At 51.0% G+C, this 14,200-nt stretch carries 14 protein-coding genes; 1 reads left to right on the top strand and 13 read right to left on the bottom strand.

Going from position 1 to position 14,200, the window contains the following annotated elements:
• The first annotated feature begins 11 nt into the window (after positions 1-11).
• Entirely contained in the window at positions 12-1,373 is a 1,362-nt protein-coding gene (locus ACW6QF_RS10975; RefSeq protein WP_456087859.1) for an MATE family efflux transporter, read from the top strand.
• Positions 1,374-1,378: 5 nt separating this feature from the next.
• On the opposite strand, the gene ACW6QF_RS10970 is transcribed toward ACW6QF_RS10975, so the two are convergent.
• The 13 genes from ACW6QF_RS10970 to ACW6QF_RS10910 all read right to left on the bottom strand — a co-directional run bounded on the left by ACW6QF_RS10970 (position 1,379) and on the right by ACW6QF_RS10910 (position 13,867).
• Positions 1,379-2,266, bottom strand: coding sequence for an aldo/keto reductase (locus ACW6QF_RS10970; protein ID WP_456087858.1), 888 nt, complete (start codon positions 2,264-2,266; stop codon positions 1,379-1,381).
• A 2-nt stretch (positions 2,267-2,268) separates the two neighbouring features.
• On the bottom strand, positions 2,269-3,618 hold the full coding sequence (gene nhaA / locus ACW6QF_RS10965; protein WP_298548055.1) for a Na+/H+ antiporter NhaA: 1,350 nt from the start codon (positions 3,616-3,618) through the stop codon (positions 2,269-2,271).
• Positions 3,619-3,690: 72 nt separating this feature from the next.
• Positions 3,691-4,884, bottom strand: coding sequence for a sodium:proton antiporter (locus tag ACW6QF_RS10960; protein WP_456087857.1), 1,194 nt, complete (start codon positions 4,882-4,884; stop codon positions 3,691-3,693).
• A 48-nt stretch (positions 4,885-4,932) separates the two neighbouring features.
• Positions 4,933-5,541, bottom strand: a complete 609-nt coding sequence (locus tag ACW6QF_RS10955; RefSeq protein ID WP_298548058.1) for an IMPACT family protein — start codon at positions 5,539-5,541, stop codon at positions 4,933-4,935.
• 3 nt (positions 5,542-5,544) lie between these two features.
• A complete protein-coding gene (locus ACW6QF_RS10950) occupies positions 5,545-5,763 on the bottom strand; it encodes a hypothetical protein (protein WP_008148475.1) in 219 nt (72 codons plus the stop codon).
• Positions 5,760-8,612, bottom strand: coding sequence for an excinuclease ABC subunit UvrA (uvrA, locus tag ACW6QF_RS10945; protein ID WP_298548067.1), 2,853 nt, complete (start codon positions 8,610-8,612; stop codon positions 5,760-5,762). Before uvrA ends, ACW6QF_RS10950 begins: the two co-directional genes overlap by 4 nt.
• Before the next feature lie 11 nt (positions 8,613-8,623).
• Positions 8,624-9,601 carry a lytic transglycosylase domain-containing protein gene (locus ACW6QF_RS10940; protein WP_456087856.1) on the bottom strand — a complete coding sequence of 326 codons (978 nt, stop codon included), beginning with the start codon at positions 9,599-9,601 and terminating at the stop codon, positions 8,624-8,626.
• Positions 9,579-10,934: a T9SS type B sorting domain-containing protein gene (locus ACW6QF_RS10935; protein WP_456087855.1), complete on the bottom strand. Its 1,356-nt coding sequence runs from the start codon at positions 10,932-10,934 to the stop codon at positions 9,579-9,581. The genes ACW6QF_RS10940 and ACW6QF_RS10935 overlap by 23 nt, the downstream gene beginning before the upstream one ends.
• A gap of 68 nt (positions 10,935-11,002) precedes the next feature.
• Positions 11,003-11,839: a D-Ala-D-Ala carboxypeptidase family metallohydrolase gene (locus tag ACW6QF_RS10930; protein ID WP_456087854.1), complete on the bottom strand. Its 837-nt coding sequence runs from the start codon at positions 11,837-11,839 to the stop codon at positions 11,003-11,005.
• A 24-nt stretch (positions 11,840-11,863) separates the two neighbouring features.
• A complete protein-coding gene (locus ACW6QF_RS10925; protein WP_298548077.1) occupies positions 11,864-12,061 on the bottom strand; it encodes a hypothetical protein in 198 nt (65 codons plus the stop codon).
• A 54-nt stretch (positions 12,062-12,115) separates the two neighbouring features.
• On the bottom strand, positions 12,116-12,562 hold the full coding sequence (locus ACW6QF_RS10920; RefSeq protein WP_298548079.1) for an HU family DNA-binding protein: 447 nt from the start codon (positions 12,560-12,562) through the stop codon (positions 12,116-12,118).
• Between the two features lie 151 nt (positions 12,563-12,713).
• The gene (locus ACW6QF_RS10915) at positions 12,714-13,178 is read right to left on the bottom strand and encodes a hypothetical protein (RefSeq protein WP_298548081.1); all 465 of its coding nucleotides are present in this window, start codon (positions 13,176-13,178) and stop codon (positions 12,714-12,716) included.
• Between the two features lie 77 nt (positions 13,179-13,255).
• Positions 13,256-13,867: a hypothetical protein gene (locus ACW6QF_RS10910; protein ID WP_456087853.1), complete on the bottom strand. Its 612-nt coding sequence runs from the start codon at positions 13,865-13,867 to the stop codon at positions 13,256-13,258.
• Between the last annotated feature and the right edge of the window lie 333 nt (positions 13,868-14,200).

Genomic DNA, 14,200 nt, shown 5'->3' with positions numbered 1-14,200 from the left:
TCAGTTGAGGTATGCAGAGAGATCGTATTGATTTTGGCAGTATGAACATTCCGGTTTTATTCCGCAAAATCTTTTTCCCGACGTTACTGGGAATGGTTTGTATGGCGTGTATCACGATCGCCGACGGTGTCTTCGTGGGGCGCGGCGTGGGGAGCGATGCGTTGGCCGCCGTCAATATCGTTGCCCCGATTTTTATGATAACGACAGGGATCGGGCTGCTCTTCGGGGTGGGTTCGTCGGTCGTGGCCTCCGTCCACCTGTCACAGAGGAAGATCAAGGCGGCTAACATCAATGTCACACAGGCACTGCTGGTGTCCCTCCTGCTGATGGCGATAGGGATATTCCTGGTGATGCTATTCAGCAAACAGACGGCCTATATGCTGGGGAGTTCCGACCAGTTGCTGCCGCTTGTGCTGGAGTATATGAACTGGATCGTGCCGTTCTCCCTCTTCAGTATGCTGGCCAATATCGGAATGTTCATGATCCGGTTGGACGGCTCGCCGAAATTCGCGATGCTGTGCAACGTCGTACCGGCTTTGATAAATGTCGTGCTCGACTACGTTTTCGTCTTCCCGATGCAGATGGAGCTGACCGGAGCGGCGCTGGCAACCGCGCTGGCACAGGTGGCAGGCGGATTGATGGTGTTGGTCTATCTCTTCGGCTTCTCCAGGACATTGCATTTATACAAGTTGAAGATGAGTATGAAAAGCCTGCGCCTGACCTGCCGGAACACGGGGTATATGGTCCGGTTGGGAGCTTCGGCGATGCTGGGCGAACTGGCGATCGCCTGCATGATGCTGGTCGGTAACTATGCTTTCATCCGGATGCTGAAAGAGGATGGCGTGGCGGCATACAGCGTAGCGTGCTACTGCCTGCCGATCGTGTTCATGATCGCAAACGCGATCGCCCAGTCGGCACAGCCGATCATCAGCTATAATTATGGTACGGGAGATGCCGCACGGGTTCATGCGACGTTCCGGCTGTCCTTGAAAACGGCTTTTATCAGCGGACTGACGGCTTTTGCCGTGATGTATGCGTTTTGTCCTTATATCGTAGCGATGTTTCTGGAACCCGGCTGTCCGGCTTACGGGATTGCGACGGAGGGCATCCCCTACTTCGCTTCCGGGTTTATCTGTTTTGCCTTGAATATTACATGGATCGGGTACTACCAGAGTATCGAATGGGCACGGAAAGCGATGCTTTTCATGTTGCTGAGAGGGATCATCCTGATGAGCCTGTGTTTCCTCGTTCTTCCTCACTTGCTGGGAGAGAAGGGGTTATGGCTGGCTGTTCCGTGTGCCGAACTGATCATCTTCATCGCGTTGACGGTAGATTATCAGTACCGGCACAAGGTAGGCAAGGCGGCGGAATAAGGCAGCTATCCTTTGGCATTCCGCATCACCCGCTCTATCGCATCATCCATCTGGGCGATGGACTCCAGGCCGAGCGTCATGCAGTGCAGATTGCTTTCGGTGACGGCAAAACGGATGGAACGTTCGCGTTCGGCATCGGAAACGTGTTTGCCTTCACCGAAAATCTTCATTCCGATAAGTCCCTTTCCTTTCTTGCGGGCCTTGCCTAAGAGTTCGTTTACCGCTTCGGTCGTACCGTCCATGTGGCTCTGGAATGGGTTCAGGCGGGCGAGGATGACGTCGCACCACGGATTGTCGACAGCCTCGACCATCGCATCCCAGTTGTGGCAGGAGACGCCGACCGCTTTCACGATGCCGTCCTGCTTGGCCTTCGCCAGGCCGTCCATATAGAATTTACGGGTTTCCGCCCAGTCGCCTTTCGTCATGCAGTGCAGCAGGAGGATATCGAAATAGTCCGTGCCGGCTTCCTGGCGGAAGCGGTCGAGGGTTTTGCTGACCGGCTCGCGTTTTTCCGACCCTTCGTCGTAGGTCCACATCTTCGTCATCAGCGTGAGTTTCTCGCGGGGCAACTCTTTCAGGGCTTTTCCGACGAATGGCTGCGAACCGTACATATCGGCCATGTCGAAGAAGCGGATGCCGCGTTCATACCCGTGACGGGCCATCTTCACAAAGTTATCCAATCCGAGCCGGGTCTGGTTGGACTGGTAGTTCCAGCCTTTCGTCCCGGTTCCCATGGCAATGCGGGAGACTTTCAATCCGGTCTTTCCCAGTTTCACCCTGTCGACCGATACATCCGAAGGAACGGTCATCTGTATGTTGGCAAGCCCCGTGCGGGCGAATGATAAACCGGCTACTCCGGCAACCCCTGTCTGAATAAATTCGCGTCTGTCCATCTCTATACTTTTTTAGGTAATACTTTCTTCAATATCAAATAGCCGCACAAGCCGGAAATGAACGAACCGGCAAATACGCCCAACTTCGCCTGGTTCAACAAATCCGCTCCGATACCGGGCATACCGGCGAAAGAGAGGTTCGCGATAAAGAGAGCTACCGTAAAACCGATACCGCCCAACATCGACACCCCGAATAGGTTCCGTTTGCTCACCCCTTCCGGCATCGTAGCAAGACGCAAACGGACAAAAATATAGGTGAACAGGAAAATACCCAGCGACTTTCCGGCAAACAGGCCGAAGAATACCGCCAACGGGATTCCCGGTAACGAACCGATCCCGATATCCCCGAAAGTAACGCCTGCATTGACAAAGGCGAAGAGCGGCAGGATCAGATAATTGACTAACGGATGGAGTTTGTCGGCAATGCTCTGCAACGGACTGATCGTTTTATCAGCCAGCGAATGGATATTGTTGAGTACCTGTATCTGTGTCGGCGAAAGAACCGCCGCCTGCCGCGAATGACGCACTTCGGTGTAATCCAACATATTCAGATAGCCGGTCATTTCGCAGGTGAAATCATCCAGCTTGACAACCGGACGGGCCGGAACGGTGAATGCGACCAGCACGCCCGCTATGGTCGGATGAATACCCGACTCAAGAAACAGCATCCACACGAAGAAACCGATTATATAATAGAAGATGATGTTATTCACCCTCATCCTTCCTCCCACATATAGCAAAGCCAGGAGGGCAAGTGAGACCAGAAGCGGCTCGAACGCAATCTCGCCACTATAAAACAAGGCGATAATGATGATACCGCCGATATCGTCCACCACCGCCAATGCCGTCAGGAAGATACGCATGCTGAGCGGAACCCGCTTCCCTAACAGTCCCAATACAGCAAGCGCAAAGGCGATGTCGGTCGCCATCGGAATAGCCACTCCCCGCACTTCGGGAGCCGAATGACATACCAGGAAATAAAACAATACCGGAACGATCATCCCGCCGCAGGCCGCAATAATCGGAAGCAACGCTTTCCGTACCGAACTCAGTTCCCCGATCAGAATCTCCTGCTTGATCTCCAGTCCGATCACAAAAAAGAAGACCGCCATCAAGGCGTCATTCACAAAAGCCAGCATCGACATCGCTTCTCCATGATGCATAAACGGTGTGAAATTGCCTATCTTCAAATCGATCGGATACAACAGGATGTTGTGGTAAGACTCTGCCCAGGGGGAATTGGCGAATAGCATGGCAAGGATCGTAGCCATGAACAATAAGATACTCGCGTTCGGTTTCTGCATAGCGAAACGACGCAACGGTTTAAGGATAACGTTGATGGTTCTATCCATAGGGTATTTAAGTATTTACAGGAAGCGGCCTGCAAACCGCTTCCCTTTGAGTTTTTCCTAACAACTGTCCGCCTACTTGCCGGCTTGCTCCAGCTTGTAAGCGCTGCGGGTCAGTTTTTCAACCCACACGACAAATATACCAGTTAAAATTAAATTAAACACTATGGTGAGCACAGAAATCATAAGCGCAGGGCCTCCTAAATTGTAGCCAAGCGCGATAAAGATAATCCCGGCCCCTACTTCACCGCGTGTAAACATGCCGATCGACAGCGCCAGACGTTCGCGCTTCCGCCTTTCCCGGTAAAAAAACAGCGGGAACAGTTTCCCGATATTGGACAGGAACGAAACAATCACGACATGCAGGATGATCATCGGCCAGGACATCATCGGCTGCGCTCCGGTTATCGTTGTCGCCTCTGCAGACTGCGCGGCGAAGTCCACTCCGAAAAAGACCGGCATGCTGACCCCCACCAGGAACATGAAGAGGAACGAGACAGCCGTTGCCACATTGTGCTCGACCTTCGTATCGATATGCTTATGCCTCATCACCATCCCCAATACAAACGCAGGCAACAGGACCTCGATATGGATGCTGGCATCTTCGCCATAAAGGTACTTGGACACCAGATAAACCGCCTGCGTGATCCCGCAGGTAAGGACGGCATAGAAAAGAATCGCCTTCCAATCCTGCCGCATATTGTAACTGCCCATCTTCCTCCATCCGATGACCAGCAGGACCATCACAATCAGAATGATGACGCCCAACTGCCAACGCAAGCCTACCATCATGATCTGCAAAGGAATCATCAACAGGATCGTGTCGAGATCGTCGAAGATCGCCAATACCTGCACCTTCTTGTACACCCAGGAAGATTTCAACCCTGCCGCCGCCAACATCGTAAACAGGATGCCCGCCGAAGTCGGGGCTGCAAACCGGCTCAGCAAAAGGTTTTCTTTCCAGGCCTCTCCACTGTTCCAGTAGATATCGGGAAGCAACACGAACATATAATATAACGCCACGAAGATCCAGGGGAAAGCGGCCGTCGCCATTGCAATAAAATAATCTTCGGTATAGGACCGCCAACGGCTTTTATCCATTTCAAACTCCCGCCCCACATTTATCATGATAAAGGCCAGGCAGACATATAACAGGGTATTGGAGACCGTCTTCACCGACAAGTAGCTCTCACCTACCATCGCCGGCAGAAATTGAGATACCACCAATCCCAACATCAGAAAAAAAGAAAACAATAGAATCTTCTTCATTATTTACGAATTGTTTTTGTTTAGAATTATAGTAATATAACAACCTGCTTAAAATTCGGTTCTGGGAATATAGGCGCTTTCCACCTTTAACAACCGCGCTTTCAAACGTCCGGCCTCTCCCTTGCGGATGCGAAGGGTCATTTCGCAATCCATTTCAAACTTTTGGGAGATGATCGCCGGATTCTCTTCCTTGACAATGCGCATGATTCCGTTCAGATAAGGGTATTCGAATGCAATGGTGATATCTTCATCAACAGTGCGCTCTTCTATCTCGGCAGCGGCTATCGCTTCGGCGGCCGCTGTCCGGTAAGCGACAATCAAGCCGCTCGTCCCCAATTCGATGCCGCCGAAATAGCGGACCACGACGATCAGGATATCCGTCAACCCGTTCGAGTTGATTTGTCCCAGGATCGGTTTTCCCGCTGTGGAAGACGGCTCGCCGTCATCGTTCGCACGGAAAGTAAGGCGTTCGGGCCCTAACATATAAGCCCAGCAGACATGGCGGGCGTCGTAATACTGTTTACGGTATTTGTCCAGTTGCTCTTTCACCTCCTCCACCGTACGCACCGGGATCGCATACGAGATAAAGCGGCTGCGCTTCTCCGTATAGTACCCTTCGGCTACCTGCTTAATGGTCTTGTAACTGTCGTCCGCCATCTTTTAATCCGGTATATGGGTTTCCTGTTCTTCCCGGAATGCCCGGAAATCTTTCATTATCTCTTCTATCTCTTCAATAAAATAAGGATCTTTCACGTGCTTCTTCACCTCCTCATAATAGGTTTCGATGGCCTTCAACGCACATAAATCCTGTCCGCGCAGCAGGAAGTAAGGTTCTTCCTTCTCCACGCATTGTTTAATCATCTGAATAGGATTCTTCATTTCTTACCGCTTTTTAATTCGTCTTTCAAAAATGGAGCCGTATAGCTCTTCGTTTTCGCTTTTACCATTTCTTCGGGAGTTCCGGTGAAAAGGACCTGCCCGCCGTTACGTCCGCCTTCGGGACCCATATCAATCAGATAGTCGGCACATTTGATGACATCGAGGTTATGCTCGATGACGATGATCGTATTACCCTTATCCACCAATTTGTTCAGGACGCCCAGCAAGACCCGTATATCTTCGAAATGAAGACCGGTCGTCGGCTCGTCCAATACGTAAAGCGTCTTGCCCGTATCTTTCTTGGCCAGTTCGGTCGCCAGTTTGACACGCTGGCTCTCACCGCCGGAAAGAGTCGTGGAAGGTTGCCCCAACTTGATATAGCCCAGGCCTACATCCTGCAATACCTTCACTTTCGACAAGATCGAGGGAATATTCTCGAAAAACTCCACCGCCATATTGATCGTCATATCCAGAATGTCCGCAATGGATTTCCCGCGAAAGCGGACTTCCAACGTTTCCCGGTTGTATCGCTTGCCATGACATTCTTCACAGGGAACCAGCACATCCGGCAGGAAATTCATCTCGATTGTCTTGTATCCGTTCCCTTTGCACGTCTCGCAACGTCCGCCGGAGACATTGAACGAGAAACGTCCGGGTTTGTAGCCACGCACTTTCGATTCAGGCAGATCCACAAACAGATTGCGGATATCCGAAAAGACGCCGGTATAAGTAGCCGGATTACTTCTCGGCGAACGTCCGATCGGTGACTGGTCCACATTGACTATCTTATCGACATTGTCTATCCCTTCGATTGATTTGTAAGGCAACGGATCTTCCAGGGAACGATAGAAATGCTGGCTGAGAATCGGCTGCAAGGTCCGGTTGATCAAAGAAGACTTTCCGCTGCCGGACACACCCGTGACACAGATCAGCGTACCCAACGGGAACGTGACATCCACATTCCGCAGATTATTCCCGCTCGCCCCTTTTATCGTGATGAACTGTCCGTTTCCTTTCCGCCGCTCTTCCGGAACGGCAATCTCCGTCTTCCCGTTCAGGTAGGCCGAAGTAAGCGTGTCGACCTTCAACATCTCGCCGGGAGTTCCGGCAAAGACCACCTCTCCTCCCAGACGGCCGGCCTTCGGTCCCATATCGACCACATAGTCCGCATTCAACATCATGTCCTTGTCATGCTCGACCACGACAACAGAGTTGCCCGTATCGCGCAATTCCTTCAACGAGTTGATCAAACGGACATTATCCCGCTGGTGCAACCCGATGCTCGGTTCATCCAGGATATAAAGCACATTGACCAGCTGGCTGCCGATCTGAGTCGCCAAACGGATGCGCTGGCTCTCGCCACCCGACAACGTCGCCGAAGCACGGTTCAACGCGAGGTAATCCAGCCCTACATCCAACAGGAATTTCAGGCGTGAACGGATCTCCTTCAAGATTTCGACAGCGATCTGCCGCTGCTTGGGGTTCAACCGATCTTCGACACCGTCCAGCCACTCATACAATTCGGAAATATCCATTGCCGAAAGCTCGGCGATATTCTTTCCGGCTATTTTATAGTGCAGCGCCTCCTTGTTCAACCGCTGCCCGTTACATTCCGGACAGGCAGCCATCCGTATGAACTGTCCCGCCCATTTCTGTGCGGAAGCGGAAGCCTCGCTCTCCTGCTGCATCAGGATATATTTGGCAACCCCTTCATACGACAGGAAATAATTGGAAGCGCCCAGCGAATCGTTTTTAATCTGCAGGCGTTCGTCCGTCCCGTTCATGATCTCATCGATCGCTTCTTCGGGAATATCTTTGATCGGAGTTTTCAACGTTACGCCATATTTCTCGCAAATAGCTTCGATCTGCCAGAATATCAAGGAATTCTTATATTTTCCCAACGCCACGATACCGCCGCTGTAGATGCTGAGCGACGCATCGGGTACGATCTTGTTCATGTCCAACAAGTTGACCTGTCCCAATCCTTTACATTTCGGACAAGCGCCCTGTGGAGAGTTGAACGAAAAATTATGGGGAGCCGGTTCGCTGTAAGACAATCCCGTCACGGGATCCATCAACCGGCGACTGAAATGGCGCACTTCGTCAGTCTCGGCATCCAGCACGAGTACCAGTCCGTCGCCCTGCTTCATGGCGACGCGCAGGCTTTCTTTCAAACGGCGTTCATCCGATTCCGAAACGACCAGCTTATCGATCACGACCTCGATGCTGTGCATCTTATACCGGTCGAGCTTCATACCATGAAATATCTCCTTCATCTCACCGTCCACCCGGACATTCAGATACCCTTTCTTTCGCATCTGTTCGAAAAGTTCCTTATAATGTCCTTTACGGTTACGTACGAGCGGGGCAAGCAGATAGGTCTTTTTTCCCTTATACCGGTTCAGAATCAGTTCCAACGTCTGTTCTTCGGTGTATTTCACCATCTTCTCGCCGCTCAGGTACGAATAAGCCTCTCCCGCCCTTGCATAAAGCAGACGGAAAAAGTCATAAATCTCGGTAGTCGTTCCCACCGTGGATCTCGGATTCTTGTTCGTTGTCTTCTGCTCGATCGAGATAACAGGACTCAGGCCGGTGATCTTATCCACATCCGGTCGTTCCATATTCCCTAAGAAGTTACGCGCATAAGCGGAGAAAGTCTCCACATAACGGCGTTGTCCTTCCGCAAAAATCGTATCGAAAGCCAAAGACGACTTACCACTACCGCTCATACCGGTAATCACGGAGAGCTTGTTACGAGGTATATCGACATCTATATTCTTCAAATTATGGACGCGGGCGCCTAAAACGGAAATGCGGCCGCCTTCCAATGCATTCTTATCCTTCATCATTTTCAGTTTTCTTATTTCACCACCCAGGCCGGATTATGCACATAGGTGTTGGGCGTTTTATAATACATGTCAGATTCTTTCGGGATCCGGATCGTATATGTTTTTCCCGCCGTCAGCAATTTACGATCGCGCAACCAGGGATTGAAACGTTTCAAATCGGCATACGTGACGCCCTTCTTCCTGGCGAAACCGGACAAATCCTGAATATCCGTCGAGACGGCAACGCTCTCGCATGCGATCGGTTTATACAAATCCTGCGCCCTCAACACGAACCCATATTTATAGGGAGCTTCAAATATCTGCTTGATGGCCATGATACGATAGACATAGCGGGTAGTTTCTTCCACCAGCCAGAGATCGAACGAACTGTCTGCCTCCTGCTTGACAAGCTCTCCCGAAATACGTCCCATACCGGCATTATAGGAAGACGCGACCAGCGCCCAGTCTCCATATTTTTCATAGGCCGCTTTCAGATAACGGCAAGCCGCTTCGGTCGCCTTCGCCACGTCGCAACGCTCGTCGACCGTAGGCGTTATCGTCAACCCGTACTGACGGGCCGTCCCCTCCAACAACTGCCAGGTTCCCACCGCCCGTGCAGGCGATGAGACACGTGGGTCGAGATGGCTCTCGATCACCGCCAGATACTTGAAGTCGTCCGGAATGCCGTTGGCTTTCAGGATCGGTTCGATTATCGGGAAATAGCGGTTTGCCCGCTTGATCAGCAGCATGGTGGTAGAATGGAAATAGGTAAAACTACTCAATTCCCGGTCAAAACCTTCATGCATATTGTAACGTGTCAAATCGATCTCCTTTCCGCAAAAAGAGGCGGAAACGGGAATGTCCGGCGACATGGTCACCGATGAAACGACCGGACGCTGTTCTTTCACTTTCTCCGAATCGCTCGAACCGATGGAGAGGCAGGCGGTCAGACACACTGCACTTCCCACCACAAAACCGGCTATACTGTTACTGCTCAATAATTTCATCATCAATTTTCTTGGGTCTAAGAATATTTATAGAACCTTTTTTATTATACTTAATACCATCCGATCCCACTGCATCTATCACATAAAAGTAGACGCCGGGAGCGACATATTTTCCTCCTTTTTTGCCATCCCACCCTTCCGCCGGATTAGTGGAATGGTACATCTGTACCCCCCACCGGTTGAATATCCAGCACTTATAGGTCACAAGCGATTTGTAGGCGACACGAAACTCATCATTGATGCCGGGCGTCGTACCGGGCGAGAAAGCATTCGGGATTTGCAGCTCCGATTCGGCAATCTTGATTTCAATCGAATTGGAAACCGCCTCACACTCTCCCGTCGCGTTACTGACAGTCGCAACCGCCGTATAATCGCCTTTCTCCGTAAACGTATAATCGATCTCCTCATCCCTGTATTCCACCAACGGATTCTCAGCCCCGTTCTCCACATCGCTCCTATATATCTTCCAGGTATACAGCGTCGCTACCGGATCATTGGCATACGCACGGAAAGTGACCGTTGCCGGAGCGGAAAGATATTCCCCGTCTCCCGCTGTCATATTCTCCGCATTATCCATCATGAATGTCGTATCGACATGCACTTCGACAGCCACCGCCTGATAGGTATCCGAAGTAATCGATTTCTCCACTCCGAAATGTTTCGCAAACTGATCGCCGGAAAGCGTGACCTCCGTATCGCACAACGGAATTGTTTCGTTATCGTTTATCCTTACCGAATAAGGTCCTTCCGACAGTGTCCTTTGCACATTCTTCGGCGAAAAATACTTGTTGTCTTCAGACCACTCCAATGTCTGATAAGCGACATCGAACTCCCGCTTCACCGTCATCCGGCTTCCCGACGGGGTATAATAATACATGACCGGGACAGCCGGAGAACCTTCCAACCGAAAGCCGTCACAATTTCCTTTGACTGTGATACTCTCGACATTAAAGACATATTTGCTATAATCGATGATCCATACATACCAACCATTCAGGCCGGAAGCCGGATCCTCCACATAGTACCCGGTTCCATCCTCTATATTCCGAATAACAGATGTCGCCCCGTTCTGTTCACACGAAACGGGCTCCCGGTCCAATGCCTTTTGCTTATACCGGTACCATTGATGGTTGGCGGACGAAGAGGTATAGCGAATCTCCACATTATCCATTCCATATACCAGATAAACCCATATGCGATTCCCTCGATTTTCCAACAAATAAGGAGTTCCGTTTCCTCCTGTCACCGTATACTGCTGTGCCTGAATGGCCAACACCACAAACAAGAAAGAGATCAATCCTCCCAGTTTCCTAATTTCCGTTCTTAGCATATACATAACCTAATTAGCTTACAAAATTACTATTTTATACGGATTTATACGGAGAGAAAGGCCTTTTTATTGCATTATCCAGGCTTCAATCTTTTATAAAGAAAGAAACTCAAGACAAATAAAAAGACAATCCCAAAGAAAAAACAACCCGGTGAACGGGTGGTCCGGCGTGTCTCCGTCCGGCCCAGTTTTTCCTCCGTATGCCGGCCGGTATAGTCCGTTTGCCGGCATGTCACAATCCTTCCTGTATCGGTAAACTGTCGGCTACGATCCATTTGCAACGTTGTAACGGATTCCGGGTATTGCTTACCCGTACTGTCAGGGGCGAAATAAACGACCTGCTGCAAATTCCAGGCAACCGTATCGATCAGGCGGATATCCTTTTTCTGCATCCCTATCTCCCCGACAGACAAACGGACACTGTCCAAACAGACTGCCGATTCCAGCCGATGGCTCTGCCTGCCCACTCCGCATCCCGACAACAAGAAAACCAGTGCCAAAAGACGTAAAAGCACCTGCATCCTGTTTTTACCGGTTTCCTTTAGCGACAAATGAAGGAAATTCCGCTTCCGGTAAAGGATCGCTTGGTCGAACTCAAGCCCCGACTGCCGTAAGACAGCCAACAGTCCAGCCGCGTCAGGCACATAACAATCGGCAGCCTCCCCTTTTGTATGCTGGCTGCCGGGCACGCCTCCCACCAGCCGGTTGACTTCTTCGCTACGATACCCGCTTGTCACCCCGACCGGCTTGCCATACAACTTCCGCAACGGCTCCAATAGCCCCGTAACCAAGTACTTCAACGCTGCAAGAGCCTCCTTTCCCGGCATATTGTCAATCCCATTTTCCATCCCGGTCCTGCTATAACACATCTCTTCCAACCCGAAATGTTCACTCAACCTCCCATCTCTCATTTTTTAATCTTCATTTTTAAATTCTCAATTCTTAATTCTCAATTTATAAGAGTAGTCCACCCCGAAAAGCGCCCCCGCAAACGTGCTGATCTCCCCGAAAGCCACCAACACGCTGTTATCCACCTTCCCTTGCGGATCGATCCAGAATCCGCAGAAGAGAAGAACAATCCCGCTCATTGTGAGCAGGACTGCCATTGTCAACTGAACCGTCAACCTCTTCATGATTTATGGTCTGAGATTATGATTTTTCAATTCTCAATTTTCCATTTTCAATTCTCAAAGTTCTCCCGGTCTCTCTTCCTCTCCCCCGCCGGGAGCCGATCCGTCCGTTGCCGGAACGATTCGTTCGAAACTTGTACGGCTTTTCATGGTGCGCAACGCCTTACCCGGAAGGAAACGAACACGGGGTTCACGGATCAGCCCCGTATTGAAATCATCGGAACCCACTACACCCTGCGAACCGAAATTCAGACGAAAAGTACCCAATTCGCCCACATTCACACGACGCCCGTTACGCAAATGACGTCCCAAAACCACATTCAGACGATCCAATACAGCCTTTACCCCGGCACTACCGGCAACGGTGCTGTCACCGACTTCTTCGACCAGTTCTTCAAATGTCACCAAGTCACCACTGACCATCTGTGCATACACCTTTTCAGGATTTTCTTCCTGGTCCTTGCCTAAGTTCCTTTTCTGAACTAATTTGTACTTCAGAGCCATAATCTTTAATTTTTAAATGATTAATAATTTGTTTTTGATCACATTGCAAAGATAGAGTAGCGGCAAACCGTTAAAAAAGGTCTGAAACTCGCTTCGCAGGCGACAGCGGTACCTTTGCCCAGAGTAGGCCGGACGGTTAAGCATTGATTTATCACTCCATCTCACTGCTTTTCTCCATCAGGTCGGCAAAATCATACGAATCCATTCTCGCATACCGGATTTTGTCAGCCAAATACTTGACGGACACATCCATATCGAAAGCGAGCAAAAGAGAAAAAGAAATTTCCGTATATGAAGATTTAGGATTTTTATACGGATCTACCAACAAATTAAGGCCCTTCAAGAACAAATTTAACTCGTCCATCCTATACAAAAACTCACCGAACACCGTCTTTTGCCGGACATAATCCACAAAACGCTGGCGGTTAGCCTTGATCAGACGCACCAAAAACAAACGGTAAGGCACTGACAGATCCGTCCAACCCGACAGGGCAAGCCCGAACGTACGGTCAAAAAAAATGCCCCTTTCTTCAAGAGGCATACACTTCAACAACTCGTGAAACAAGCGGACGGTAGGTTTTGCGCCCCCAAACAGCGCAACCAATTCTTCTTTCATATCATTTCCGGAGGGGGAAAGTTGATCCCTCGCACCCGGAAAGCCACCGGAACAGACCGGCTATACCCCAAAACGCCTCAAAGCCCTTCCTTCATGATCTTTCTCAGTGGCTGGAAGAGACGCTCTATCAGACGAAGCTCTTCTGTTACGATTCCGGCCGTGGCTTTCATTTCCTGCATCACAGGAAGACAGATTCCGTAGTTGGTGGTCAGTCCGACGGGGAAGACAATCTCCACCCTGTAATTGTCTTCCAGCGGGACCATCGAGACAGACGACACACGCCCCTCCACGATCCCGAACTCCTGGTCCGGGAAATTGCTGAAACGGACAATCACGCGCTGCCCTTTCCGCACCTTGCCCGAACTCGCGACCGGCATCGACGCCAGCCCGACCCATTCGCCAGCCTCCTCCGGCACGATCCGCGCAAACAGGTCGCCACCCTGAACATACAGGTTCGGATAGCCCTGCCGCAGCAACTGCACCCGCCCCGACGCCGAGGCCTCCATGCAATAATCCATCTCCCAACGCCTCACGGCTGCCAGCAACTGCCCCAACGCTGCCCGGTAATCACGCGACGCAGGGTCTTTCGACGCCAAAGCCGTATAAGCCGGCTGGATATCACCCAACTGCCAGACATCCTGCAACAGGTAATAGCCCAACCGCTCCGGTTCACCGGCATAACGCGCCAACAGCTGCTTCAGCCGCAGCACATCTTCCGTCACCGCCGTGTTCTCAACCACCGCCAACGGCAAACCCTCTTTCACCTCCTGCCCGTCGGCGACATACAGGCTGCTCACCCTCCCCGATGTGCGTGCCACGACCTCCGTCACCGGGTTACGGCTCGTCAGCCTCATCTCCGCCTCGATCACGTCCGGATAGCGGAAGAAAAAGCTGCCAACGACAAGCATGAGCACCACGAGGAACAACACCGTGGTCCCCCACCTCACGATCCGGGACGGCACATGCCCCATCACTTCCTGCACAGCTTCACTGCGCAGTTCTATGTCTTTTCCATCTTCCAT

The sequence above is a fragment of the Parabacteroides sp. genome, assembly GCF_977054455.1.
The sequence above is the reverse complement of the archived record's forward strand: the minus strand, read 5'-3'. Positions and strand labels throughout refer to the sequence as shown.

Bases quoted from the DNA above. Each gene is read 5' to 3' on its own strand.
- ACW6QF_RS10955 (WP_298548058.1), bottom strand. From the start codon at position 5,541: ATGGCGGACGACAGTTACAAGACCATTAAGCAGGTAGCCGAAGGGTAC.
- ACW6QF_RS10940 (WP_456087856.1), bottom strand. From the start codon at position 9,601: ATGATGAAATTATTGAGCAGTAACAGTATAGCCGGTTTTGTGGTGGGA.
- uvrA (WP_298548067.1), bottom strand. From the start codon at position 8,612: ATGATGAAGGATAAGAATGCATTGGAAGGCGGCCGCATTTCCGTTTTA.
- ACW6QF_RS10975 (WP_456087859.1), top strand. From the start codon at position 12: ATGCAGAGAGATCGTATTGATTTTGGCAGTATGAACATTCCGGTTTTA.
- ACW6QF_RS10930 (WP_456087854.1), bottom strand. From the start codon at position 11,839: ATGAGAGATGGGAGGTTGAGTGAACATTTCGGGTTGGAAGAGATGTGT.
- ACW6QF_RS10935 (WP_456087855.1), bottom strand. From the start codon at position 10,934: ATGTATATGCTAAGAACGGAAATTAGGAAACTGGGAGGATTGATCTCT.
- ACW6QF_RS10915 (WP_298548081.1), bottom strand. From the start codon at position 13,178: ATGAAAGAAGAATTGGTTGCGCTGTTTGGGGGCGCAAAACCTACCGTC.
- ACW6QF_RS10950 (WP_008148475.1), bottom strand. From the start codon at position 5,763: ATGAAGAATCCTATTCAGATGATTAAACAATGCGTGGAGAAGGAAGAA.
- nhaA (WP_298548055.1), bottom strand. From the start codon at position 3,618: ATGGATAGAACCATCAACGTTATCCTTAAACCGTTGCGTCGTTTCGCT.
- ACW6QF_RS10960 (WP_456087857.1), bottom strand. From the start codon at position 4,884: ATGAAGAAGATTCTATTGTTTTCTTTTTTTCTGATGTTGGGATTGGTG.
- ACW6QF_RS10970 (WP_456087858.1), bottom strand. From the start codon at position 2,266: ATGGACAGACGCGAATTTATTCAGACAGGGGTTGCCGGAGTAGCCGGT.
- ACW6QF_RS10920 (WP_298548079.1), bottom strand. From the start codon at position 12,562: ATGGCTCTGAAGTACAAATTAGTTCAGAAAAGGAACTTAGGCAAGGAC.
- ACW6QF_RS10925 (WP_298548077.1), bottom strand. From the start codon at position 12,061: ATGAAGAGGTTGACGGTTCAGTTGACAATGGCAGTCCTGCTCACAATG.